This window comes from Nonomuraea deserti (assembly GCF_004348685.1).
GTDB lineage: Bacteria > Actinomycetota > Actinomycetes > Streptosporangiales > Streptosporangiaceae > Nonomuraea > Nonomuraea deserti.
In genome coordinates, this window is the sequence record NZ_SMKO01000083.1 from 14,243 (window position 1) to 38,481 (window position 24,239).

Here is a 24,239-nt window from a genome sequence, read left to right on the forward strand (position 1 = left end):
GGCCCTACCAGCGCCCTGTACGCGTCATCAGCACGGCCGCCGCCGCCACGCCCGCCGTGGACGTACGCAGGACCGTGGGTCCCAGCAGCACCGGCACGGCCTTCGCCGCACGGAACCTGTCGAGCTCGTCCGCGGAGACGCCGCCCTCGGGCCCCACGACCACCACGATGTCGCCCCCCGCCGGCAACTCCACGCCCGACAGCGGCTCGGCCGCCTCCTCGTGCAGCACCAGCCCCAGCGCCGCCTCCGACAGCAGCCGCTCGACGTGCGAGGTGGAGGCGAGCTCGGCGACCTCCGGCAGATGGAACCTGCGGGCCTGCTTGCCCGCCTCACGAGCCGTGGACCGCCAGCGTCCCAGCGCCTTGGCGACCTTGTCGCCCTTCCACTGCGTGATGCTCCGTGAGGCCGACCACGGCACGATCACATCGACGCCCGCCTCGGTCATCATCTCGACCGCCAGCTCGCCCCTGTCGCCCTTGGGCAGCCCCTGGACGACGACCAGCCGCCGGCGGGGCGGCTCGACGGTGTATCGGCCGATCACGTCGAGTCTGAGCGCGTCTTTCACCACCTCGCGTACGACGCACTCGGCGACGGAGCCGGCGCCGTCGGTCAGGTCGACCCGCTCGCCGGCCCGCAGGCGCCTGACAGAGGCCGCGTGGCGCCCCTCCGGACCGTCGAGCGTCAGCTCCGTGCCGTCCAGCTCCCGCGACAGGAACACGGGGACGGTCACGTCACCTGCCGTTGAAGGCGTCGCGCAGGCGGGAGAAGAAGCTCTGCTGCCCCGGGGCGAACTTGCCCGGAGGCCGCTCCTCGCCGCGCTGCCTGGACAGCTCGCGCAGCAGCTCCTCCTGCGCCGTGTCGAGGCGGGTCGGCGTCTCGACGTTGACGTGGATCAGCAGGTCGCCCCTGCCGGACTCGTTGAGCCGCTGCACGCCGCGCCCGTACATCGTGATGACCTGACCCGACTGGGTGCCCGGGCGGACGTCGACCTCCTCGGCGCCGTCGAGCGTCTCCACCGTCAGCACCGTGCCCAGCGCGGCGGCCGTCATCGGGATCTGCACGGTGCAGTGGAGGTCGTCGCCACGCCGTTCGAAGATCTCGTGAGGCCGCTCGACGATCTCGAGGAACAGGTCCCCCGGCGGGCCGCCTCCGGGGCCGACCTCGCCCTCGCCGGCGAGCTGGATGTGGGTGCCGTCCTCGACGCCCGCGGGGATGCGGACCTTGATCGTGCGCCGGGTGCGCACCCGGCCGTCGCCCGAGCACTCCTGGCAGGGGTTGCGGATGATGGTGCCGAACCCGCCGCACTGCGGGCACGGCCGCGAGGTCATGACCTGCCCCAGGAACGAGCGGGTGACCTGGGAGATCTCGCCGCGCCCGTTGCACATGTCGCACGTGTCGGGGTGGGTGCCGGCCGCCGCGCCCGCGCCCTGGCAGACCTCGCAGATCACGGCCGTGTCGACGACCAGCTCGCGGGTGGTGCCGAACGCGGTCTCGCGCAGGTCGAGCTCGACCCTGATGGTGGCGTTGCGGCCCCTGCGGGCACGCGAGCGCGGGCCCCTGGCGCCGGCCGCGGTGCCGAAGAAGGCGTCCATGATGTCGCTGAAGGGGAAGCCCGCGCCGAACCCGCCGGCTCCGGCGCCCGCGCCCGCTCCGGCGCCGCCGAAGGGGTCGCCGCCCAGGTCGTACATCTGGCGCTTGTTCGGGTCGGACAGGACCTCGTAGGCCTGGGTGATCTCCTTGAACCTGTCCTGAGTCTCAGGATCGGGGTTCATGTCAGGATGCAGCTCGCGGGCGAGCCTGCGGTAGGCCTTCTTGATCTCGTCCTGACTGGCGTCAGGGCGCACCCCGAGGGTGGCGTAGTAGTCGCTGTTTGCCACTTATCGACCTCTTATGATGCAGCCAGGATCTGGCTGACGTAGCGTGCCACCGCGCGCACGGCGCCCATCGTCACTGGATAATCCATCCTCGTCGGTCCCAGCACCCCGAGCCGGGCCAGTTGGTTGTCGCCAGAACCGTATCCGGTCGCGACGATGGATGTGCCCCGCAGGTAGGGGTTTTCCGAGCCGATGCGCACGGTGAGCGCGGACGGGGTGTCGGAGGTGGTCTCGCCGAGCAGCCGCATGAGCACCACCTGCTCTTCCAGCGCCTCCAGCACGTCGCGGAGGCCGGTGGAGAAGTCGGCGCCGGCGAGGTTGGCCGCCCCGGCGAACACGATCTTCTCGTCGTGCCGCTCCACCAGGGTCTCGAGCAGCACCGACAGGATCGTCGCCACGGCGGGCCGGTCTTCTGCGGGCAACCGCTCCGGCAGGTCGGCCACCAGGTCGGGCACGCTGCTCAGGCCGCAGCCGTCGAGGCAGGCGTTGAGCACGGCGCGCAGATGCGCGATGCGCGCCTCCTCCACCACCTCGGGCAGCTCGATCACGCGCTGCTCGACGCGGCCGGTGTTGGTGATCAGCACCAGCATGACCCGGCGGTCGTTCAGGGGGACGAGCTCGACGTGCCGCACCGTCGAACGGGTCAGCGTCGGATACTGCACCACCGCCACCTGCCTGGTCAGCTGCGCGAGCAGGCGAACCGTGCGGGTCACCACGTCGTCGAGGTCGACCGCGCCGGCCAGGAACGTCTCGATCGCCCGGCGCTCGGCCCCCGACAGCGGCTTGACCTGCGAGAGCCGATCGACGAACAGGCGGTAGCCCTTGTCCGTCGGCACCCGGCCCGCGCTGGTGTGGGGCTGCGTGATGTATCCCTCCTCCTCCAGCGCCGCCATGTCGTTCCTGACCGTCGCCGGCGAGACCTTCAGATTGTGGCGGTCGGCCAGCGCCTTGGAGCCCACCGGTTCGTTGGTTGACACGTAGTCTTCGACAATGGCGCGGAGCACCGCCAGCTTCCGTTCGTCAAGCACGCGCTCACCTCCTGCCCTCTTGCCATGGGGAAAACACAGGCTCTAGCACTCTGTGTTCCCGAGTGCCAAGTGTACGGCTCTCGCCCACAAGGTGCGATAACACCGTGTCCTGTCCTGCTTCTAGCTTCCGGTAAGGGACAGGCCTCACACTTGCGCACATGACCGACGATTCCCAGCCCCCGTCGTCCAACCAGCCGCCAGGGCAGGATCCCGACCAAGGTCAGCCCCAACCTCCGCAGTACGGCCCGCAACCAGGCTCCCAGCCTGGCTACACCCCTCAACCAGGTTCCCAACCCGGCTTCGGCCCCCAGCCGAGCTCCCAATCCGGCTACGAGCCCCAACCCGGTTCGCAACCCGGCCACGAGCCCCAACCCGGTTCGCAACCCGGCTACGTGCCCCAAGCGGATGCACAGCAGGGCTACAGTCCGCCGCCGCAGTTCGGGCATCCATCGCCACCGTATGATCAGCCCTCGGGCTACGGTCAGCCTTCGCCGTACGGGCAACCGCCGTACCAGGGCCAGTCCGGACCGTACGGGCAACCGCCGCACCAAGACCAGCCCGGACCATACGGGCAACCGCCGTACCAAGACCAGCCCGGACCATACGGGGACCCGCCGCACCAAGGCCAGTCCGGGCCGTACGGGCAACCGCCGCACCAAGGCCAGCCGGGGCCGCATGGGCAACCGCCGTACCAGGGTCAGCCCTCGCCGTACGGGCAGTCACCCCAGTACGGCCCGCAGCCCCCGTTCGGCCCGCCGCCGCAGTACGGACCTCATGGCGGGCAGCCCCAGTTCCCGCCCCGCATCGACCCGAAGCCCGTGACGCCACCCCTGTGGTGGCTCGGAGCCGTCTGGGGCGTGGCCGCCGTGTGCCTGATCATCGCCGCCGTCATGTTCGGCGGCGGGAGCGGCGCGTCCGGCCCGGCGCCGACCAAGACGTTCGCGTCCGGCGAAAGAGTCACGGTGCCGATCGATCCCGCGGACAAACCGGCCGTCTACATCGCCAGCGACACGGCCGTCAACTACTCCTGCGAGATCTCCGGCGGCCCAGGGCCGGCCAAGCTGGCCAAGACCGCGGGCGTCCCGAAGGTCACGGAGGGCGGCACGGTCTGGCAGCAGTTCCTCGTCATCAACGCACCCGCCAGGGGCGACTACCAGCTGACCTGCACCCACCAGGAGCAGGCCACCGTACGCTACGGCATCGGAAGGGACGCCTCCTCCTCGGACGGCGGGACGACCACCCCGTTGCTGATCGGCGGCGCGGGGCTGCTCGCCGCGATCATCGGCACGGTCGTCGTCCTGGCGGGCCGGAGTGCGTCGCGCAAGCGCCTTGCGGTCGGCGGGTGATTTGCTACCGTCCCCGTGTGTACGAGGGCGATGTACTGGCGGGGAATTGGCGTCGGCCGGGCAAGGGCAAGATCCCAAAAGTGCCCGCCGAGCTGGAGCTCGTCGTGGAAGACGCCGACAGCGGCTTCTGCGGCGCGGTGGTGGCCTGTGACAAGGAGGCCGTCACGCTCGAAGACCGGTTCGGCAAGCGCCGGCTGTTCCCCCTCGCGCCCGCCGCGTTCCTGCTGGAGGGCAAGCCCGTGACACTCGTACGCCCGGAGGCGGCTTCCACGGGCCCCAGGCGCAGCGCGTCGGGCTCGATCGCCGTCCAAGGACTGCGGGCCAGGGTGGCCAGGGAGAGCCGGATCTACGTGGAGGGCGTGCACGACGCCGCCCTAGTGGAGAAGATCTGGGGTCACGACCTGCGGGTCGAAGGGGTCGTGGTCGAATATCTGGAGGGCGTGGACGATCTGCCCGCCATCGTGGCGGAGTTCGGTCCCGAGCCTGGGCGCCGTCTCGGAGTGCTGGTCGACCATCTCGTGCCCGGCTCCAAGGAGAGCCGGATCGCCGCCGAGATCACCTCGCCGGACGTGCTCGTCGTGGGGCATCCCTACGTCGACATCTGGCAGGCGGTCAAACCGTCCGTGCTGCGCATCCCCGGCTGGCCCGACGTACCGCGCGGGGTGCCGTGGAAGGAAGGCGTGATCGCGGCCCTGGGCTGGCGCATGGAGCCCGCGCAGGCATGGCGGCGCATCCTCGGCGCCGTCTCGACCTACACCGACCTGGAGCCGGAGCTGCTCGGCCGGGTCGAAGAACTGATCGACTTCGTGACGGAGACACCATGAGCCAGGATCCCCAGCCACCCCCTGACGACGAACGCACCCGCAAGGTGTCCGCGTCAGACCTCCAGCCGGACCACGGCTCCGGCCCTCAGTCCCCGGCCCCCGGCGACCACCCGGGCTACGGCGGCCAACCGGGCTCCCAACCCGGCTACGCCCCCCAACCTGGTTACGGCCCCCAACCGAGCCCTCAACCTGGTTACGACCCCCAACCAGGCACCCAGCCCGGCTACGGCCCTCAACCGGGCCCTCAGCCCCCGTACGGCGACCAACCCGGATACGCCCAGCAACCCGGCTCCCAACCCGGCTACACCGGCCAACCCGGCTACGGCGGCCGGCCCGGGTACACCGGCCAGCCGGGCTACACCGGCCAGCCCGGCTACGGCGGCCAGCCGGGGTACGGCCCGCAGCCCGGGTCCGAGCCCGCCTACGGCGAGCAGCCCTACGGCCGGATGCCCGACTCCGAGCCCGTCTACGGACCCCAGCCGCCCGGCTACGGCGGCCAGCCAGGGTACACCGGCCAGCCCGGCTATGGTGGGCCGCCTGGCTATGGCGGGCAGCCCGGCTACGGTCCGCCTCCCGGTTACGCACCACCGCCCGGCCAGGGCCAATTCCAGGGATACGGCCCTCCCCCGCCCGGCTACGGCCCTCCGCCCGGCCACGGTTACCCCGGCGGCCCCCACGAGCCGTACGTCCCCGGCCGTTTCGGCCCTCGCCCGGGTACCGACGACACCTCGCTGGCGATGATCGCGCACCTTCTCGGCCTGCTGGCCTCCTGGATCGGTCCGCTGGTCATCTACCTCATGAAGAAGGACGAGTCGCCCTACGTGCGGGACCAGGCGGCCGAGGCGCTCAACTTCCAGATCACGATGTTCATCGGCTATCTCGTCTCGAGCATCCTGACGATCGTCTTCGTCGGCATCCTGCTGCTGCCGGTGGTCTGGATTGTGTCCTTGATCTTCCACATCCAGGCGGCCATGGCCACGAACAAGGGGCAGATGTACCGCTATCCGTTCGCCATCCGCATGATCACCTAGACGAGCAGATCCCTGATGAGGGCGTCGGCCAGCAGCCGACCCTGGAGCGTGAGCACCATCAGCCCCGACCTGAACTGCCCCGGTTCGAGCAGCCCTCGCGCCAGCGCGCTCGCCACAGCGGGACGCGCGGCGGGCGCGACCTCGGCGAGCGGGTAGCCGGACGCCAGCCGCAGCTCCAGCATCAGGCGTTCGGCGTCGCGGTCGCCGGTGTCCAGCACCTCGCGGGCGTGCGCGGGCGAGGCGCCGCCGGCCAGCCGCTGGGCGTAGGCGGCGGGGTGTTTGACGTTCCACCAGCGGGTGCCGCCGACGTGGCTGTGCGCGCCGGGGCCGGCGGCCCACCAGTCGCCGCCGGTCCAGTAGAGCAGGTTGTGCCGGCATCGCGCCGCGTCGGAGGTGGCCCAGTTGGACACCTCGTACCAGCGGAAGCCTGCCCGCGACAGCATCTCGTCAGCGATCAGGTAGCGGTCGGCGGCCACGTCGTCGTCGGGCATCGGCAGCTCGCCCCGCCGGATCCTGGCCGCCAGCCTGGTGCCGTCCTCGACGATCAGCGAGTACGCCGACACGTGGTCGGGCCCGGCCTCGATCGCCGCGTCCAGAGAGGCCCTCCAGTCGTCGTCGGACTCGCCGGGCGTGCTGTAGATCAGGTCGAGGTTGACGTGCTCGAACCCGGCCGCCCGCGCCTCTCGTACGGCCGCGGCGGCCCGCCCCGGCGTGTGCCCGCGGTCGAGCACCTGGAGCACGTGCTCGCGGACGCTCTGCATGCCGAAGCTGATCCGGTTGAACCCCCCGTGGCGGAGCTTGTCGAGGGAGGACGGGTCGACGGACTCCGGGTTGGCCTCGGTCGTCACCTCGGCCCCCGGCCGCAACCCGAACTCCGAGCCGATCGCGCCCAGGATCCGGGCCAGGTCTTCAGGAGGCAGCAGGGTGGGGGTGCCCCCGCCGAAGAACACCGTCTCCACCGGCAGCTCGGCCGTGCCCAGGACGCGGCGCGCGAGCCGGATCTCCTCGACGACAGTGTCGGCGTAGTCGCGGTGGGAGGCGCCGGGGCCGAGCTCGGCGGCGGTGTAGGTGTTGAAGTCGCAGTAGCCGCAGCGCGTGACGCAGAACGGCACGTGCACGTAGAAGCCGAACGGACGCTCGCCGAGCCCGCTCAGGGCGCTCGCGGGCAGCTCGCCCGTGGCGGGCGCGGGATCGCCGTCAGGCGGGGTTGATGGCACGCCTTCCAGTCTGCCCGCCTCGCGGGAGTGCTCCGGCTTCGGGCGTCGGCGGAGGGCTCTGTCGCGACGCTCCCCCGTATTCTTGACGCGCCATTCAGATGACGTCACCATCGGAATTGTGAGAACATCCAGGGCATGTCATGGCGGGAAGAAGCGGTAGAGATACGGCCGGCGTGGATCCGGCAGAAGCGCGTCGGCGGCGATGCGGGAGTCCATCGAGCAGAGCTCCCCGGCGGCGACCCGGAGCGCGGTGGACGACGGAGCCGAGACGGCAGTCCACACCGCGCACGGCGCGCGGTCGCGAAAGGCCGCGCCATGAGCCTGTCCGCACTTGGCGACCGCGTGCGGCCACGAAGAGCAGCGCCATGAGCCGGCCCTCACCTGGCGACCGCGTGCGGCCACGAAGAGCAGCGCCATGAGCCGGCCCACGCCTCGCCGCACCGGCAGCGGGCTGCTGGTGCTCCACGCACTGCGCTGTGGCGGCCATGCCGGCCTCACCCGTGTGGCTGCGGCCACCGGCATGGACGAATCCGACGTCGAGTCCGAGCTGATCGATCTCGCGGTCGCCGGTCTCGTCACGCATCTGGCCGCCGGGTTCGACGTGTGGGGCCTGACGGATGCCGGCCGGGTCGCAGATGCCGAGTGGATCACCGATGAGCTCGAAGCAGGTGGCGCGCGTCCCGCTGTCACCGCGGCCTACGAGCGCTTTCTCGTGCTCAACCCGGAACTGCTCGATCTCTGCACGGCCTGGCAGCTGAGGCCCATCGACGGTGTCATGACCGTCAACGACCACAGCGACCCGTCGTACGACACTCGCGTTCTCGGCCGATTCGCCGCCCTGGACCAGCGGGCCGCGGTCGTCTGCGCGGAGCTGGCCGCGGCGTTGCCGCGCTTCGGCCGCTATCGAACCCGCCTGGCCGAAGCCCTCGATCGTGCGAACTCGGGCGAGCTGGAGTACGTGGCCGACCACGTCGCCGCCTCGTACCACACCGTGTGGGCCCAGCTTCACGAAGACCTGCTCGCGACGCTCGGGATCCCCCGGTGAGGTGGATACGACCGCTCAGCGCGCGGGTCAGGGAGCCTGCGGAGGTACTGGGGGCCAAAGCACACGGCCTCGTGGCCCTGCACCGCCTGGGGTTGCCGGTGCCGGCCGGGTTCGTCGTCACCGTCGAGGCGTGTCGGGCATTCATGCGTGAGGGCCGCCTTCCCGCCGGACTGGCCGAGGAGCTCGCGATCGCCATGACCGGCCTGGAGGCCGCGACGGGGCGCCGGTTCGGCGGCGCTCAGGCGCCGTTGGCCGTGTCGGTACGCTCCGGGGCGAGCGTGTCGATGCCCGGCATGATGAACACCGTCCTGAACCTCGGCCTCACGACCGAAGCGTCAGCGGGACTGGCCACCGAGACCGGCGACGCGCGGTTCGTACTGAACTCGCGGCTGCGGTTCCTGTCGAGCTTCGCGTCCGCGATCACGAACACCGACGTCCTGGGAGTGGCCGCCGGCCCCGGCGGAGCCCACGGGCGAGGGACAGGCGACGGGGACGCACAGCTGATCGAAGCGATCGAGAAGCTCGTCCGGCAACGAGGGGGCCGGCCGATCCCGGACGACGCGGCCCGGCAACTGGAACTGGCGGTCGAGACCGTCTTCTCGTCGTGGGACGCACCGCGCGCGCGTACGTACCGCGAACTGCATGACATTCCGCACGATCTCGGCACAGCGGTGATCGTGCAGGCGATGGTGTTCGGGAACCGTGACGACCGCAGCGGCACCGGAGTCGCCTTCAGCCGTGACCCCAACACCGGGGAGAACGTCCCGTTCGGCGACGTGTTGTTCGGGCACCAGGGCGAAGACGTCGTCTCAGGCCGATCACGGACCCTTCCCCTGCACGAACTCGCCGCCCGGGAGCCGGCCGTGTGGACCGCCCTGATCGAAGCCCTGCGCCGGGTCGAGGGGCACTACCGCGACGCGTGCTACGTCGAGTTCACCTTCCAGGCCGGCGGGCTGTGGCTGTTGCAGGTCCGGCCCGGCCGGTTCGTCGGAGGCGCCGCCGTGCGCGTCGCGACCGAACTCGCCGACGAGCGCCTCATCACACGGCGCGAAGCACTGCTCAGGGTCTCGCCACACCACCTCCGGCATGTACGCACGCCCCGCATAGCGGCCCCGGCGAAGGCCGACATCGTGGCCCGGGGAGTGGGGGCCTGTCCCGGCGTCGCGGTCGGCAAGGTGGCGACCACGACCGAAGCGGCGGTGCGCATGGCCGCGGACGGCCCGGTCATCCTGGTGCGCCCGGAGACTTCCCCGCACGACATGCGCGGCCTGGCCGCCGCCACGGGCATCGTCACCGGGCGCGGCGGGTCGGCCAGTCACGCCGCGGTCGTCGCACGGGCGATGGGAAAGCCCGCTGTCGTCGGCGTCACCGGCCTCGTCGTCGATGTCGCCGCCGCCTCGTGGGGAGCCGATGGGCGCACCGTCAGCGAAGGCACCCTCGTCACCATCGACGGAACCAGCGGCGAGGTGGCCCTCGGCAGCCCTCCCGTCTCCACGGACGCGGCCGACGCCCACCTGCGCCGGCTCCTCGCCTGGGCAGACGACGTGTCGGGCGACCACTCCGAGCGCGAGGAGGCCCAGCGCCTCAGCGCCGCCCACGCCACACTTCGTCACCACTAGCTCCGTCACCACCAGCGTGCCGGCCCAGAGCCATTCCATCCATGGGCGACATGCGAGAGCACGGCACCCATGGCAGGGCCCGCGAGAGCACACCCGCCCATGGTGGGACCCGCGGGAGACAGCCGGCTTTGTCGTGCGGCTTCTCGCACTCCGCCTCTCAGGGCCGGACGCTCGGCCCGAATCCGGTCCAGCGCAGCTCAGCCGGAAGGTGGCCCATGTCGTTGTAGAGCAGCACTGCCGGTGCCGCCCCGTCGTAATAGTCGATCGCGGTCAGCGCCGTGTTGCCGCAGCCCAGTCCCAGCCACCGCGCCGGCGGCGCGTCGAGGGCCTGCCGCACCAGCCAGGCAACCTGGTAGGCATGCGTGACCAGGACCTCGTGGATCTCGGTCTCGGCGGGGCGAGCGAACCGATCGATCAGGGCATTCGCGAGTCTCGCGCCCGCGGCGGCCTCCGCGGCGTCGTAGCCGTCGAAGAATCCCGCCCACGCCGGCGGTATCTCATCCGGCACGTGTGGCACATGATCGATCAGCTCGGCCGCTTCGCGCACGGGAGCCTCCGGCAGATGCTCACCGATGATCTCCGCTGAGCGCACCGCCCGGGGCAGCGGCGAATGCCACACCGCATCGACCGGCAGGCGGGCGAGCCGATCCGCCACCAGGTGCGACTGCCGCTCCCCCACGTCGGTCAGCTCGCCGAACGGGTCGGCCGCGCCGTGCCGCACCACGTACAGGTGCCGAGTCGCCATCACAACCCCTTCAGATGTCTCCAACATCCCGATGTCATGAACATATTAGGGGAGATGCCCTCGAACGCCACCCGGTCAGCGGCCACCCCCCGGCGCGCCCGGGTTGAGCTGCGACTCCGCGTCGAACCCCGCCAGCTGTAACAGCGTCTCCAGCGCCGCCTGCCTGGCCTCCTCGACCGAGTCGCCCCGCTCCCCGAAGCACTCGGCCGCCACGTCGAGCACCGCCGTCAACACGGCCGCGTCGGGATAGGGCACGTCGACGAGCACCGTGCCGTCGTCTCCCTCCTCCCCCGGCGAGGCCAGATGGTGCCGCAGCAACCTCCGGGTCTCCTCAGCCATGGCGACCCCCAGCACCGCGGCACGCTCGAACCGCTCAGAAGCGATCACTTCACCCTCCTGTCGCACACGTGTTCGGTAGAGAAGGTAGAGGGCGGCACCGACAGAATCCCCTACGCACGCGGCGATCGCCGCTCCACGGGACGGCGGTCGCTGCGCCCGCGAAACGGTGATCACTCCTCTGCCACGCTGCGATCACTCCTCTGCGACGCTGCGGCCGCTGTGCCGCGAAACTGCGGTCGCTGCCCGGCGGGACGGCGAGCGGTCGCCTCGCGCGCACGGCGGCGGCCATCGTTCCGCGCAGCCCCGCGCCATTGGCTACGCTCGAACGGTGCACGAGCCGATCATCGAAGTGACAGGCCTCTCGGTCGAACTGGGCGCCAATCCCGTGCTGCAGGACATGCGGCTGACCGTGGCACCGGGCGAGATCGTGGCGGTGGTCGGCCCCAACGGGTGCGGCAAGTCGACGCTGCTCCGCTGCCTGGCCGGCCTCCAGCCCGCCACGTCCGGCGAGGTCCGGGTGTTCGGGGAGCCGCCGGCCGACGACGCCCGTTTCTGGGCCCGGGTCGCGCTGCTGGGCGACGAGCCGGCCTGGTATCCGGGGCTCACCGCTCGCGAGCACCTGGAGCTGATGGGCGCGGTGCACGCCACGCCCCGCATGGCCGTCGACACGGCGCTCGACGTGTTCGCCCTGGTGGAGCGGGCCGACGCGGTGCCGCTGAACCTGTCCACCGGCCAGCGCCAGCGCCTCTGCCTGGCCGCCACCCTGCTCAGGCCGAGCACGCTGCTCCTGCTCGACGAGCCGGAACGCGGGCTCGACTCCGCCTTCCGTTCGCGCCTGGCCGGGCTGCTCGACGGCTACGCGGCCGAGGGCGGCACCGTCGTCATGGCCACGCATGACGAAGACCTGGCCTCCCACGCCCGCCAGGTCTCCCCGTCAGGAGTCACCGCATGACAGGCCCGCTCGCGTCCCGGATGCCGGGGTCCGAGACCGGCGTGCGGTCGGTACGCGCCTACCTGCGCTCGCGCGGCCGCGCCCCCGTGAGCCTGGCCGACCGCTACGTCACCGTGTTCGGGCTGGCGGTGCTGGTCGCCGTGGCCGGTCAGCCCGTCTCCACCTTGATCGGCGGCCTGGCCGGGGCCGCCGAGCCCGCGCGCATGGGGGCGGGCGTGGCACTGGTGGCGCTGGCCATGGCCGGTTTCCTGGCCGCCGCGAGGGCGGCGGGGCCGGTGCTGCTGCCCGCCCCCGACGCGACCTGGCTGCTGCTCTCCCCGCTGGACCGGCGGCAGCTGCTCGGCCGCACGGCGCGGACGCTCATCACGGTGGCGGTGGTGGCCGGTCTCGTGCTGGGTCTCGGCGCGCTGGCCGTGCTGGGCGCGCCCGACCAGCTCGTGTGGCGGCTGCTCGCCGCGCTGGCGCTCGGCGTCTCGGCGGCCGTGGGCGGGATGGCGCTGGCGGTGCTCGGCCAGGCCTCCCAGTCGTGGCAGGTCTGGCTGACCGTCGCGATCGCCGCGCTGGTGGTGCTGGCCGTGGTGGCCATGAGCGGTCAGCTGCGTTCGACGCTGGCGATCGCGGCCGGCGCGCCGCTGTCCGCGGTCGCGGCCGCCGTCGCGGGCGGCGCCGTGCTCTGCGGGCTGCTGGCAGCGCGGGCGTGGGCGGCGCTCGGCCGGATCCCCGCCCGCACCCTGGTCAGCGCCTCCACCCGGGCTGGCCATGTGGCCGACGCGACCGTGACGCTCGATCCCGGCGCGCTCACCTGGATCGCCGAGGACAACCACTGGCGGGCCAGGAAACTCGGCTCGCGCCGCTGGCCGTCGTTGCCCGCGCCACTCGCTCTGGCCTGGCAGGACTGGCTCCGCCTGGCCCGCAGGCCCCGGCGGCTGGCGACCATGACGGCGACGGCCGCGCTGCCCGCCGTGCTGGCCCAGGCGGGCGTCACGCGCGTCGCGCTCTGGGCTGCCGTGCTGGCGGGGGCGCTGGCCGTGGCCTGCACCGGCGTGTCCGGGGCGCGCAGGGACAACGACAACCCGGTCATGGCCCGGCTGATCGGCGTGGGCCGGCGCCCGGCGCTGGCGGCCCGTGCCGTGCTGCCCACGGTGCTGAGCGGCGTCTGGACGACCCTGGCCCTGGCCGGGATCGCCCTGATCGCAGGCGGCTTCCCCGGCACGGAGGCCGTGGGCGGCGGGTCGTGGTCGGGGGCCTGGTGGTTGCTCGGGCCGCTGATGGCTCCCGCGCTGGCGGCGGGGGCGCTGCGGATGGCCAGGCGCAGCCCCGTCGATCATTCCATGCCGGTGCTCGACACCCCGGGCGGCGCGATCCCGACCGGGCCGCTGATCTGGGCGGCCACGGGTCCGGACCTGGCCGTGCTGGGATGCCTGCCCGCCCTGTCGGCGCCGCTGGTTCCCGTGAACGGTCTGGGCGCCCTCCTCGCGGCCCAGGGCGTGGTGAGCGTGCTGGTCCTGGCGGGTTACGTGCTGCGCGACGGCACGCGCAAGGCAGGTTGATCCCTTCCGTGCTCAGGCGACGTACACGTCGCTCGGCACGCCCCCGTACGGGATCGTGCGGTCCTTGTGCATGCCCGCCTTCTCGGCCACCTTCCGCGACGGCTCGTTGACCTCGCGGATCACCGCCACGACCGGGCCGCCCAAGCCCTCTCCAACCCGCAGCGCCGCCTTGGCCAGCTCCAGCGCGTATCCCTGCCCCCATGCCGACGGCCGGAAGCGGTAGTACAGGTTGAGCACCTCTTCCCGGTCCACGACCGCGCGGCGCAGGCCGCCGAAGCCGAGCACATGCGACTCGCCCGTGCGGCGCACCGCCCAGTAGCCGAGCCCTCGCTCCTCCCAGTCGGCCAGCCACAGGTCCAGCATGGCGCGGCTGGACTCCACGTCGGTCACGGGACCGTCGGGGTGGTAGACGCTCGTCCGCGGATCCGAGTGGATCTCGTGGACGGCGTCGAGATCGTCGGCGGTGACACGAGAAAGGACCAATCGTGCCGTCCGTACCACTTCCATACTTTTAGGGTAGTCTGTACGATCGCTATGCAATTGGTATCGATCGATTGGCGATGCGATGGACGTACCGAAGCTCCAATCCTCGTTGCGGCTCATCGCCCGCGGGCTGGAAGAGCTGGCCGCCGCGCTGGGCGAGCCGGAGTCGAGCGAGGACGAGCGGACGGCGCGCGTCATCGAGGAGTGGGGGCGGCGCGGGCTGACCCAGAAGGAGGCGTCGGCGCTGTTCCAGCGGCACGGGTTCGCCCCGCAGACGACGGGCGGCTGGGCGCGCGGCGACTGGGTGGAGATCGGCGACGACGGCCTGCGCTATCTCACCGCCCGATCACACGCCTGGCTGGAGGAGCGATCATGACCTTTTCCGTGCGCATCGCCGTACGCGGCTACGAGCTCGACGGGCAGGGCCACGTCAACAACGCGGTCTATTTCCAGTACGGTGACCACGCCCGCTGGGAGTGCCTGCGCGAGGCCGGCATCTCGGTCGACGACCTGTGGGACGACGGCATCGGCCCCGTGACCCTGGAGAACACCATCCGCTACCACCGCGAGCTGCGCGCCGGCGACGAGGTCGAGGTGACGTGCGCGTTCGAGTGGGGCGAGGGGAAGACGTTCCGGGTCAGGCAGGAGTTCAGGAAGCCGGACGGCGAGCTGGCGGCGGAGATGACCGGCGTCGGCGGGCTCATGGATCTCCAGGCCCGCCGCCTGCTCGACGACCCGAAGACCCGCTGGCGCGCGCTGGCGCGGACGCCTGCCGTCCTCGGCTTGTAGGGCGCCGCAGGGGGCCTACTTCTTGGTCTTGTCGGCGCTGGAGTCGGTGGACAGCGCGGCGACGAAGGCCTCCTGCGGCACTTCGACGCGGCCGACCATCTTCATCCGCTTCTTGCCTTCCTTCTGCTTCTCCAGCAGCTTGCGCTTACGGGAGATGTCGCCGCCGTAGCACTTGGCCAGGACGTCCTTGCGGATGGCGCGGATGTTCTCGCGGGCGATGACCCTGGCTCCGATGGCGGCCTGGATCGGCACCTCGAACTGCTGCCTCGGGATCAGCTCGCGCAGCTTCTTCGCCATGTCGACGCCGTAGGTGTAGGCCTTCTCCTTGTGCACGATCGCGCTGAAGGCGTCGACCGGCTCGCCCTGCAGCAGGATGTCGACCTTGACCAGCTCGGACTCCTGCTCGCCCGCGGGCTCGTAGTCGAGGGAGGCGTAGCCGCGGGTGCGCGACTTCAGCTGGTCGAAGAAGTCGAAGATGATCTCGGCCAGCGGGAGCGTGTAGCGGATCTCGACGCGGTCTTCCGACAGGTAGTCCATGCCGAGCAGCTGACCGCGCCGCCCCTGGCAGATCTCCATGATCGCGCCGATGAACTCGGCCGGCGCCAGGAGCGTGGACTTGGTGACCGGCTCGAAGACCTGCGCGATCTTGCCCCCGGTGGGGAACTCCGACGGATTGGTGACCGTGAGCTCCTTGCCGTCCTCCATGACCACGCGGTAGACCACGTTGGGCGCCGTGGAGATCAGCGACAGCCCGAACTCGCGCTCCAGGCGCTCGCGGACGATCTCCATGTGCAGCAGCCCGAGGAACCCGACGCGGAAGCCGAAGCCGAGCGCGGCCGACGTCTCCGGCTCGTAGACCAGCGCGGCGTCGTTGAGCTGCAGCTTGTCGAGCGCCTCGCGCAGCTCGGGATATTGGTCGCCGTCGATCGGGTAGAGCCCGGAGAAGACCATCGGCTTGGGGTGCTCGTAGCCGGCCAGCATCTCGGGAGCGGGCTTGGCCGCGGCCGTCACCGTGTCGCCGACCCGCGACTGTCGCACGTCCTTCACGCCCGTGATCAGATAGCCCACCTCGCCGACGCCCAGCCCGCGCTCGGCGACCTCGGGCTCGGGCGAGATGACGCCGATCTCCAGCGTCTCGTGGGTGGCCATGGTGGACATCATGAGGATGCGCTCGCGCTTGCCCAGGTGGCCGTCCACGACCCGGACGTACGTGACGACGCCGCGGTAGGTGTCGTAGACCGAGTCGAAGATCAGCGCGCGGGCGGCCGCGTCGGCGTCGCCGACCGGCCCTGGCACGGTCGCGACCACGTGGTCGAGCAGCTCGCGCACGCCATCGCCCGTCTTGCCCGACACCCTGAGCACGTCGGACGGGTCGCAGCCGATCAGGCCCGCCAGCTCCTCGGCGAACTTCTCCGGCTGGGCCGCGGGCAGGTCGATCTTGTTGAGGACGGGGATGATGTGCAGGTCGGCGTTCATGGCCAGATAGAGGTTGGCCAGCGTCTGCGCCTCGATGCCCTGGGCCGCGTCGACCAGCAGGATCGCGCCCTCGCACGCCTGCAGCGACCGCGACACCTCGTAGGTGAAGTCGACGTGCCCCGGCGTGTCGATCATGTTGAGCACGTGGCCGTCCCACGGGAGCCGCACGGCCTGCGACTTGATCGTGATGCCGCGTTCGCGCTCGATGTCCATCCTGTCGAGATATTGAGCGCGCATGGAGCGTTCGTCGACCACCCCGGTGATCTGCAGCATCCGGTCGGCAAGGGTCGACTTGCCGTGGTCGATATGCGCGATGATGCAGAAGTTGCGGATCAACGCGGGGTCGGTCTGGCCAGGCTGAGTGCGCACCGAAGTCCGTTTCGACAGGGTTGAGTCAAGCAGTCTTTCATGGTGACATGCCCGGATGAATGCCCGGACCGTCATCCGCCGAGGCCTGCGCCTGCTCGCGCTTGCCTCGGCCGTCGTGGTGGCGCTGGTCGGCCTTCTCGCCGCCGCGCTCCGCATCCAGTTTACCGGTGCCCCGGCCGCATGGGCGAAGAGCACGGGCAATGACGCCCTGTGGCTCGGCCATGCGTGGGTCGACGGCCGCCGCACGGAGCGGGACGTAGAGCGGCTGGCCGTACGGCTGCGCGCCACGGGGATCAAGGACGTGTACGTCCACTCGGGCCCATTCGAGATGGACGGCCAATTGAACTCTGCTAAATACCCCAACGCCCGAAATTTCGTGAAGTGGATGCGCGAACATCTCCCGGCCGTCCGCATCTCCGCCTGGCTCGGCCAGTCCGTCAACGACGCCCTCGACCTCGACGACCCCAAGGCCCGCCAGAACGTGCTGGCCGGCGTCGCCGCCATCATGAAGGAGGGCTACGACGGCATCCACTACAACTTCGAGCCCATCGGCGACGGCGACACCGAATTCCTGCAGCTCCTCGACGAGACCCGGCGGCACACGCGACTGCTGTCCACCGCCAGCCCGCAGATCGAGCCCTATCCCGGCATGCGCCTGACGGCGAGGACCGTCCTGGGCCACGACAAATACTGGTCATCGGGCTACTTCACCCAGGTCGTGAACCGGGTCGACCAGGTCGCGATCATGACGTACGACTCGGGCACCCCGCTGCAGGCGCTCTACGGCGGCCACGTGGTCAGGCAGTCGGAGCTCGCCCTCGACCTGGTGCCCGGCGGCAAGTCGCTGTTCATCGGCGCCCCCGCCTACCACGACCACGGCCTGGCCTGGGCCGACAACGCCGAGAGCGTCGAGACGGCCGCCGAGGGAGCAAAACTCGCCCTGTCGGAGCACGGCCGCCGGGAGCGCTTCGGGCTGGCCCTCTACGTCGACTTCGCCGCCACGGAGGACGACTGGCGGGAGTACATGACGCGCTGGATGGCCTGAGCTCCCGTATACTGGTGGACGGACCCGTTTTCCCAGGCCGTTGATTTGAGCAGCCACCTGGGTTATTGGTAATCTGTTCAACTGCGTGTGGCGCGCCCTCTCATCGAGCCCGCGCGCCCCATCCATCACTGACTTTCACCGAGGCTTCTTCGTGGCGAACATCAAGTCCCAGATCAAGCGCAACAAGCAGAACGAGAAGGCTCGCCTGCGCAACAAGGCGGTCAAGTCGTCGCTGAAGACGGCCGTCCGCAGGTTCCGCGAGGCCGCCGAGCAGGGCGACGTCGCGCAGGCCGTCACGCTGCAGCGGGCCGCCGCCCGCCAGCTCGACAAGGCCGTCAGCAAGGGCGTCATCCACAAAAACCAGGCCGCCAACCGCAAGTCCGCGATCGCGAGGCAGGCCGCGGCGCTGACCGCCAAATAACGCAGCAGCAGAGACGCCGCATCCCCATGAGGGGTGCGGCGTTTTCCGTTTCGTCAGGCTTCTGTCACAGTTTCGATATCACACGGGCGTCGCCACCTCGTATCGGCTCCGTCACCGTTACAAAGATCACCTTGCCCTCCGTGCCACGTGTGCCCGAAAGTGCAGCTAATCAGGCAAAGGGGGGCACATGCGGGGGCCGCTGGTCGTCAAACGGGCGTTCAGTGAGCCGCTGCTCCTCCTGGCCGCGTTCGGGTCGATCCTGCTGGCCACCACCACGCTGGTCGCGCTGACCATGTACGCCTCCTCCATCGCCGAGGCAGGCGTCCGCAGGACAATGGAGACGGCGTCGTTCGAGCAGACGGCCGCCACCATCAGCGCGCCCGTGACCGCGGAGACGTTCCCCGCCTTCGACCGGTCCGTACGCGCCGAGCTCGACCAGGCCTACACCCGGCCCCCCGCCATCACCACCAGCTTCCGCTCCGACTCCTACGTGATGCCCGGTCAGGAGGGCAAGGAGCGGCCCGAGCTGCTCAGGTTCGGCAGCCACGACGGGATCGACCGGCACGCCAGGCTCATCTCCGGCGCCTGGCCGCGCGACGGCGGCGACCACGTGCAAGCCGCGATCTCGCTGTCGGCCTCCTCGGCCACCGGCTTCGAGACGGGCGACGAGTTCTCCACGCGGGGCCGCCTCGACCCGCGCCCGGTCAAGGTCCGCGTCGTCGGCGTCTTCCAGCTCAACGACCCCTCCGGCGCGCGCTGGGCCGGCGAGCAGCTGCTGGCAAGGGGCGTGGACCGCGGCGACTTCACCACGTACGGGCCGCTGATGGTGGCGCGCGAGACGTTCATCGCCCGCTTCGCCAGCAACGTCAACGCCACCTGGACCGCCGTCCCCGACCTGAGCGCCCTGACGCCCGAGCAGCTGCGCCCGATGGCCGCCGCGCTCGGCCAGGTGGGCGAGCGGCTGAAGGCGGACGGCTGCGACCGCTGCACGATCACCGGCCACCTGCCCGAGATGCTCACCCAGCTCGACACCGCGTCCCTGGTGGCACGCTCCACCATGCTGATCCCGGTGCTGCAGCTGCTGCTGCTTGCCGCGTACGCGCTGATGCTCACCGCGCGGCTGCTGGCCGACCACCGGCGCATGGAGGTGGCGCTGCTGCGCTCGCGCGGCGCGGGCACGACGCGGCTGGCGGCCCTGGCCGGGGGCGAGGCGCTGCTGGTGGCGGTGCCGTGCGCGATCGTCGCGCCGTTCCTGGGCCCGCCGCTGCTCGCCCTGGTCAACACGCTGCCGTGGATCAGGTCCTCGGGCGTGCGGCTGTCTCCCGCGGCCGATCTCGGCACGTTCCTCGTGTCGTTCGGCGTGGCACTGGCCTCGGCGGTACTGCTCCTGTTGCCGGCGCTGGCGGGCGCGCGGCGCACGTACGTGGAGGAGCAGTCGGCGCGCGGCCGCAGCGGCGGGCGCGGCCTGATCGAACGCGCGGGCGCCGACGTGGCGCTGCTGGTCGTGGCCGGGCTGGCGATCTGGCAGCTCCAGCACTACGGCGCGCCCGTGACCGCGACGGCAGGAGGCGGGCTCGGCATCGACCCGCTCATCATCTCCGGGCCCGCGCTGGCCCTGCTCACGGGCGGCATGCTGGGGCTGCGGCTGGTGCCGCGCATCTCGAAGCTGGCCGAACGGCTGACCTCCGTGCGTCCCACGCTCGCCCCCGCGCTCGGCGCCTGGCAGGTGGCCAGGCGGCCGCTCAGGTACGCCGGCCCGGCGCTGCTGCTGACCATGGCGATCGCGATCGGCATCGTCTCCCTGGCCACCGCTTCCACCTGGCGTACCTCGCAGCTCGACCAGGCACGCCACCAGGCGGGGGCCGACCTGCGCCTGTCGGGTCCCGCGGACGGGCCGGAACTGGGGTCGCTGGGGCGCGGGACGGCGTTCACCGCGCTGCCGGGCGTGACGGCGGCCTCCCCCGGCTTCCGCGGGCAGACCGAGGTGGGCGGCGAGAGCGCGGTGCTGATCGGCCTCGAGGCGAGCAAGCTCGGCGAGGTGTTCCATCTGCGGCCCGACCTGTCGGCGCAGCCGGTCACGGGCATGTCACGCGAGCTGGTGGGGGCGCACGCGGGCAGGCTCGAGCTTCCTGGGCGGCCGACGACGCTCACCCTCCGCGCGAAGGTGGACGCCGACCTGCCGCTGCGACTGGTGTTGTCCGACGGGCTCGGCGTCTGGCGCGACGTGCCGCTCGGCGTGCTGGAACCCGGAGACAACCGTATGGAGGTGAGCCTCAAGGCACTGACGGGGCAGAGCGGGAAGATCACGTACCCGGTCGCTCTGCGCGGCCTCGTCGCCGGCGCTCAGGAGAACGCCGCGAACCTGACGCTGACCGGCCTGACCGTCGACGGCCGCGAGCTCGCGACGCCTCAGGTCTCGATGGAGGCGGACGGCACCCGGCCGGCCGTGGCCACCTTCGGACCGCGGCCGGAGGCGCCGCTGCCCGTCGTGCTCACGTCCGACCTGGCCGCCTCCCTCAAGATGGGCGTCGGTCAGGTCGGGCGGGCCAGCATCGACCGCAGGGTCCTGGAGATCAAGGTGGTGGCCGTCGTGCGGACGATGCCGACGGCCACCGCGGGTCAGCCGGCGGTGCTCGCCGACTGGGAGACGCTGCAGACGAGCGATCTGGCCGCGGCGCAACTGCCCAGGCCCGCGACCGAGTGGTGGCTCGCGGCCGGCGACACCACGGCCGCGGTGCGGGTGCTCAAGAGCCGGCCGGAATGGGACGTCACCCCGCTCGACCAGCGCGCGCTGGCGGCGCAGCTCCAGGACGACCCGCTGGCCAGCGGGCTGCAGGGGGCGCTGATGCTCGGGTTCCTCGCGGCTCTGGTGTTCGCGGCGCTCGGGTTCCTGGTGAACGCGGCGGTCGCGGCGCGCGAGCGGATGGCCGAGTTCGGGATCCTGCGGGCGCTCGGGGTGAGTTCCAGGCAGGTGTTCGGGATGCTCGCGGTCGAGCAGGCGTTCGTCATCGGCCTGTCCCTGGCGGCGGGTACCGGGCTGGCCGTGGTCGTCGGCACGCTGGTCGTGCCGCACATCGTGCTGACCGGGCAGGCCTCGGCCGTCACGCCCGGGGTGCTGCTCGACATCCCGTGGGCGGCCACCCTCGCGATGCTGGTGCTGGTCGCGGCGGTCCTGCTCGCCATCGTGGCCGGTCTGGCACGCAATCTGCGCAGGCAAGGGCTCGTCCTCCGGGAGGAACAGTGAGGGTCCCGCTGCTCGCGCGGGTGCACCTGGGCACGGTGGCCGTGCTCTCCGTGCTGACGATCAGCGCCTGCCTGCTGATCGCGGGCCTGCCCAGGGGGATGCAGGCGTCGTTCGACCAGGCGCTCCGGCGCTCGCTGAGCACCGCGGCCGCCCAGCAGGCCGACCTCACCGTGGCCGTGGCGTCGGACTCGCGTGAGGAGGATCTCCACGAACGCGACCAGTTCGCCGCCCGCGACCGCGAATGGCGCGACCTCCTGCCTCCGGGGCTGCGCCCGCTCATCACGCCCGCGGGCACCGGCTCCAGCCACATGAGCGCCAAGACCACCCTCACGCCGATCACCGGGACCAGCGGCACCAAATACGTCAATCTCGGCTGGCTGTCCGACGCCGGCCAGCGCGTGACCTGGGTCCAGGGGCGGCCTCCCGGCAGACCCGGCACGACGCGGTACGACGGCGAGACGATCCCGGTGTTCGAGGTCGGGGTCGTGACGCAGGCCCTGCGGGAGATGGACCTGCGGGTGGGCGACACGAAAACGCTCGGCGAGAACGACTACGTCGCCGTGAAGATCGTCGGCGCCTTCGAGGCCAAGGACCCCGGCGACCGCTACTGGGACCACAACCTCGACATCCTGCGCGTCACGAAGATCCAGCCGCCGGGCTCGCTGGACTTCGAGAAGCACATCACCTCGCTGATGTCCGACGACGGGCTGACCGCGCTCAGCGGTGAAGGACGCCACCTGGCCTACCACTGGGTCCTGCCCGTCGACGCCACGGCGGCGAACGCGCTGGACGTCCCCGGTCTCACCGCCGCGATCGCCGACTTCGACCGCCTGATCGGCATCCAGTCGACCGGCACCGCCAGCCCCTACCGCCTGATCACCGGGCTGCCCAAGCTGCTCGGCGACTTCCGCGCCGCGCTGGCCACCGCCGAGACCGTGATGTACCTCGTGCTCGGCGGCCTCCTCGCCGTCGCGCTCGGCGTCCTCGTCCTGGGCGTGCAGCTGCTGGCCGACCGGATGGAGCACCCGCTCACGCTGGCCCGCGCCCGCGGCGGGTCGCTGCGCCAGGTGGCGGGCACGGGCGCGGCGCTGACCGGGCTGGCCGTGGCGCCCGCCGCCCTGGCCGGGTACGCGCTGTCGTACCTCGTGCCCGGCCCCGTGCTGCCGATCGTGCACGCCGGGCCGGTCCTCGTGATCCTCGTGACCGTCGGCTACGCCGCCACGCGACTCGCCGTGACCTATCGCACGCCGCTCCACGAGCGCCGCGACGACGTCGCCACCGCCCGGCCCTCGGCCAGGCGGATCACGCTGGAGGTGCTGGTCGTCGTGCTGGCGCTGGCCGGGGCCTACCTGCTGCGGGCGCGCGGGCTCGACGACTCCGCGGGGCAGGACCCGTTCCTGCTGCTGGTGCCGATCGCGCTGACGCTGGCGGCCGCGCTGATCACCCTGCGCTGCTACCCGTTCCCCCTGCGCCTGCTCGTACGGCTGACCGCGCGCGGCCGGGCGGCGGTGCCGTTCCTCGGGCTGACCCGTGCGGCCAGGGCACGTTCGGCCAGCGTGCTGCCCGTGCTGATCCTGCTGCCCGCGCTGGGCGTGTCGGTGTTCGCCGCGGTGATCTCCGACGGGATCGCCGGCACGCAGACCCGGGCGTCCTGGCAGCAGGTCGGCGCCCCGATCAAGATGACGTCGAACATCGAGATCCCGGCCGAGGCCGTCGAGCGGGTACGCGGGACCGCCGGCGTGGAACAGGTCGTGCCCGCGCAGACCGCCCGCGTACAGGTCGGCTACGGCGCGGAGCGGGCCGAGGCCATCGCCGTGGACGTCGCGCAGTGGCGGCGGCTCATGGGCGAGGCCCCCTTCGACCTGCCCGACCTGCCCGACGGCGCGCTCGTCTCCCCCGAGTTGCGGGGGCGGGGCACGTTCGAGATCGGCTGGCAGTCACGCCTGAAGCTCGCCACCCGCGGCGTGATCGAGTCGGTGCCCGGCTTCTACACCAGCGGCAAGTTCCTCGTCGTGCCCATCGACGTGCTGACCCGGCCGGCGGTGAACACCCTGCTGATCAAGGGGGACGCCTCCGTCGAAGAGCTGGAACGGCTGGTCCCGTCGGCCACCGTGGTGTCGCAGGAAGGCACGCTGCGGGCCATCCAGGACGACCCGCTGACGAGCACCGTACGCTGGACCATGGTCGTCGTGACGGTCGCGCTGGCCGCGTACGCGCTGGTCGCCGTGGTGCTGGCGCTGGTGATCGGGGCTGCCGACCGGGCCAGGGCGGTGTCGTTCCTGCGTACCCTCGGCCTGTCGGAGCGTCAGGCGCAGCGGCTGACCGTCCTGGAGATCCTCCCCATGATCCTCGTCACCGCGCTGGTCGGGCTCGGCCTGGGCCTCGGCCTGCCGGCCGCGCTCGGGCCCGGCGTCGACCTGTCCTCCTACGCCGGCGACCTGCCCGTCGGCGACTACTCTCTCGACCTGTTCCTGCCGAGCGCGCTGGCGGCCGGGCTGGCCGCCGTCGCCGTGCTCGGCGCCTACGCCCACACCGCCGTCAGCCGCCGGCGCAGGCTCGGCGCCGTCCTGCGAGTGGGGGACCTCACGTGACCTCACCGCTGAGCCAGGGACCTGTTCCGCCCGGCGCCGTGGTACGGCGCGGCCGGCTCGTGCGTACGGACCGGCCATCCTCCCCCAGGACGCGAGCCCGGGGTCTGCGGCGAAGGAGATACCGTTGACTTCCTCCCCACGCCTAAAGGCGGGGGATTCCAACCTTCACAGGTTGGGTTTCCTGCTTCGTGGGCGACTGCACCCGGGCGGACCCGGAGTGTCTGACATCACCTCCACAGGCAGACACGGCA

At 71.6% G+C, this 24,239-nt stretch carries 21 protein-coding genes; 13 read left to right on the forward strand and 8 right to left on the reverse strand.

Annotated elements, in window-relative coordinates; genetic code table 11:
• Positions 1-4: 4 nt before the first annotated feature.
• The 3 genes from E1292_RS26980 to hrcA are packed head-to-tail and all read right to left on the reverse strand — an operon-like array spanning position 5 to position 2,902.
• Positions 5-730: a 16S rRNA (uracil(1498)-N(3))-methyltransferase gene (locus tag E1292_RS26980; RefSeq protein ID WP_132598004.1), complete on the reverse strand. Its 726-nt coding sequence runs from the start codon at positions 728-730 to the stop codon at positions 5-7.
• 1 nt (position 731) lies between these two features.
• On the reverse strand, positions 732-1,877 hold the full coding sequence (dnaJ, locus tag E1292_RS26985) for a molecular chaperone DnaJ (protein WP_132598005.1): 1,146 nt from the start codon (positions 1,875-1,877) through the stop codon (positions 732-734).
• Between the two features lie 11 nt (positions 1,878-1,888).
• Entirely contained in the window at positions 1,889-2,902 is a 1,014-nt protein-coding gene (hrcA, locus tag E1292_RS26990; protein WP_132598006.1) for a heat-inducible transcriptional repressor HrcA, read from the reverse strand.
• A gap of 818 nt (positions 2,903-3,720) precedes the next feature.
• On the opposite strand from hrcA, the gene E1292_RS27000 reads away from it, so the two are divergent.
• The 3 genes from E1292_RS27000 to E1292_RS27010 are packed head-to-tail and all read left to right on the forward strand — an operon-like array spanning position 3,721 to position 6,103.
• Positions 3,721-4,248, forward strand: a complete 528-nt coding sequence (locus tag E1292_RS27000; protein ID WP_246090355.1) for a hypothetical protein — start codon at positions 3,721-3,723, stop codon at positions 4,246-4,248.
• A 17-nt stretch (positions 4,249-4,265) separates the two neighbouring features.
• Positions 4,266-5,072, forward strand: a complete 807-nt coding sequence (locus tag E1292_RS27005) for a DUF3097 domain-containing protein (protein WP_132598007.1) — start codon at positions 4,266-4,268, stop codon at positions 5,070-5,072.
• Positions 5,069-6,103 carry a DUF4870 domain-containing protein gene (locus tag E1292_RS27010; protein WP_132598008.1) on the forward strand — a complete coding sequence of 345 codons (1,035 nt, stop codon included), beginning with the start codon at positions 5,069-5,071 and terminating at the stop codon, positions 6,101-6,103. The genes E1292_RS27005 and E1292_RS27010 overlap by 4 nt, the downstream gene beginning before the upstream one ends.
• Here the strand turns inward: E1292_RS27010 and hemW are convergent.
• Entirely contained in the window at positions 6,100-7,320 is a 1,221-nt protein-coding gene (gene hemW / locus E1292_RS27015; protein WP_132598009.1) for a radical SAM family heme chaperone HemW, read from the reverse strand. The genes E1292_RS27010 and hemW overlap by 4 nt on opposite strands.
• A gap of 415 nt (positions 7,321-7,735) precedes the next feature.
• On the opposite strand from hemW, the gene E1292_RS27020 reads away from it, so the two are divergent.
• Complete coding sequence (locus E1292_RS27020) at positions 7,736-8,365, forward strand: transcriptional regulator (protein WP_132598010.1); 630 nt, start codon at positions 7,736-7,738, stop codon at positions 8,363-8,365.
• On the forward strand, positions 8,362-9,984 hold the full coding sequence (locus E1292_RS27025; protein WP_132598011.1) for a pyruvate, phosphate dikinase: 1,623 nt from the start codon (positions 8,362-8,364) through the stop codon (positions 9,982-9,984). The genes E1292_RS27020 and E1292_RS27025 overlap by 4 nt, the downstream gene beginning before the upstream one ends.
• A gap of 157 nt (positions 9,985-10,141) precedes the next feature.
• On the opposite strand, the gene E1292_RS27030 is transcribed toward E1292_RS27025, so the two are convergent.
• Together E1292_RS27030 and E1292_RS27035 are read right to left on the reverse strand one after the other, a co-directional pair.
• Entirely contained in the window at positions 10,142-10,729 is a 588-nt protein-coding gene (locus E1292_RS27030; RefSeq protein ID WP_132598012.1) for a histidine phosphatase family protein, read from the reverse strand.
• Positions 10,730-10,804: 75 nt separating this feature from the next.
• A complete protein-coding gene (locus tag E1292_RS27035; RefSeq protein WP_132598013.1) occupies positions 10,805-11,116 on the reverse strand; it encodes a hypothetical protein in 312 nt (103 codons plus the stop codon).
• 280 nt (positions 11,117-11,396) lie between these two features.
• On the opposite strand from E1292_RS27035, the gene ccmA reads away from it, so the two are divergent.
• Both ccmA and E1292_RS27045 read left to right on the forward strand, forming a co-directional pair.
• On the forward strand, positions 11,397-12,020 hold the full coding sequence (gene ccmA / locus E1292_RS27040; protein WP_132598014.1) for a heme ABC exporter ATP-binding protein CcmA: 624 nt from the start codon (positions 11,397-11,399) through the stop codon (positions 12,018-12,020).
• Entirely contained in the window at positions 12,017-13,570 is a 1,554-nt protein-coding gene (locus E1292_RS27045) for a DUF6297 family protein (protein WP_132598015.1), read from the forward strand. The genes ccmA and E1292_RS27045 overlap by 4 nt, the downstream gene beginning before the upstream one ends.
• Before the next feature lie 12 nt (positions 13,571-13,582).
• Here the strand turns inward: E1292_RS27045 and E1292_RS27050 are convergent, their stop codons facing one another.
• Positions 13,583-14,077, reverse strand: a complete 495-nt coding sequence (locus E1292_RS27050; protein ID WP_132598016.1) for a GNAT family N-acetyltransferase — start codon at positions 14,075-14,077, stop codon at positions 13,583-13,585.
• Between the two features lie 58 nt (positions 14,078-14,135).
• Between E1292_RS27050 and E1292_RS27055 the strand changes: the two genes are divergently transcribed.
• Both E1292_RS27055 and E1292_RS27060 read left to right on the forward strand, forming a co-directional pair.
• On the forward strand, positions 14,136-14,429 hold the full coding sequence (locus E1292_RS27055; protein WP_132598017.1) for a hypothetical protein: 294 nt from the start codon (positions 14,136-14,138) through the stop codon (positions 14,427-14,429).
• Positions 14,426-14,842 carry an acyl-CoA thioesterase gene (locus tag E1292_RS27060; protein ID WP_132598018.1) on the forward strand — a complete coding sequence of 139 codons (417 nt, stop codon included), beginning with the start codon at positions 14,426-14,428 and terminating at the stop codon, positions 14,840-14,842. The genes E1292_RS27055 and E1292_RS27060 overlap by 4 nt, the downstream gene beginning before the upstream one ends.
• Positions 14,843-14,857: 15 nt before the next feature.
• Here the strand turns inward: E1292_RS27060 and lepA are convergent, their stop codons facing one another.
• Positions 14,858-16,687 (reverse strand): translation elongation factor 4, encoded by a 1,830-nt coding sequence (gene lepA, locus E1292_RS27065; protein WP_132598019.1) that lies wholly within the window; start codon positions 16,685-16,687, stop codon positions 14,858-14,860.
• A 55-nt stretch (positions 16,688-16,742) separates the two neighbouring features.
• On the opposite strand from lepA, the gene E1292_RS27070 reads away from it, so the two are divergent.
• The 4 genes from E1292_RS27070 to E1292_RS27085 all read left to right on the forward strand — a co-directional run bounded on the left by E1292_RS27070 (position 16,743) and on the right by E1292_RS27085 (position 23,988).
• Complete coding sequence (locus E1292_RS27070) at positions 16,743-17,732, forward strand: glycoside hydrolase family 18 protein (RefSeq protein WP_132598020.1); 990 nt, start codon at positions 16,743-16,745, stop codon at positions 17,730-17,732.
• Between the two features lie 151 nt (positions 17,733-17,883).
• On the forward strand, positions 17,884-18,153 hold the full coding sequence (gene rpsT, locus E1292_RS27075) for a 30S ribosomal protein S20 (protein WP_132598021.1): 270 nt from the start codon (positions 17,884-17,886) through the stop codon (positions 18,151-18,153).
• A 187-nt stretch (positions 18,154-18,340) separates the two neighbouring features.
• A complete protein-coding gene (locus E1292_RS27080) occupies positions 18,341-21,397 on the forward strand; it encodes an ABC transporter permease (protein WP_132598022.1) in 3,057 nt (1,018 codons plus the stop codon).
• A complete protein-coding gene (locus E1292_RS27085; protein ID WP_132598023.1) occupies positions 21,394-23,988 on the forward strand; it encodes an FtsX-like permease family protein in 2,595 nt (864 codons plus the stop codon). The genes E1292_RS27080 and E1292_RS27085 overlap by 4 nt, the downstream gene beginning before the upstream one ends.
• The last annotated feature ends 251 nt before the right edge of the window (positions 23,989-24,239 follow it).

Coding starts and splice junctions, on each gene's coding strand:
- E1292_RS27030 (WP_132598012.1), bottom strand. CDS start 10,729: ATGGCGACTCGGCACCTGTACGTGGTGCGGCACGGCGCGGCCGACCCG.
- E1292_RS27020 (WP_132598010.1), top strand. CDS start 7,736: ATGAGCCGGCCCACGCCTCGCCGCACCGGCAGCGGGCTGCTGGTGCTC.
- E1292_RS27080 (WP_132598022.1), top strand. CDS start 18,341: ATGCGGGGGCCGCTGGTCGTCAAACGGGCGTTCAGTGAGCCGCTGCTC.
- E1292_RS27055 (WP_132598017.1), top strand. CDS start 14,136: ATGGACGTACCGAAGCTCCAATCCTCGTTGCGGCTCATCGCCCGCGGG.
- E1292_RS27070 (WP_132598020.1), top strand. CDS start 16,743: ATGAATGCCCGGACCGTCATCCGCCGAGGCCTGCGCCTGCTCGCGCTT.
- E1292_RS27060 (WP_132598018.1), top strand. CDS start 14,426: ATGACCTTTTCCGTGCGCATCGCCGTACGCGGCTACGAGCTCGACGGG.
- E1292_RS27050 (WP_132598016.1), bottom strand. CDS start 14,077: ATGGAAGTGGTACGGACGGCACGATTGGTCCTTTCTCGTGTCACCGCC.
- E1292_RS27010 (WP_132598008.1), top strand. CDS start 5,069: ATGAGCCAGGATCCCCAGCCACCCCCTGACGACGAACGCACCCGCAAG.
- E1292_RS27045 (WP_132598015.1), top strand. CDS start 12,017: ATGACAGGCCCGCTCGCGTCCCGGATGCCGGGGTCCGAGACCGGCGTG.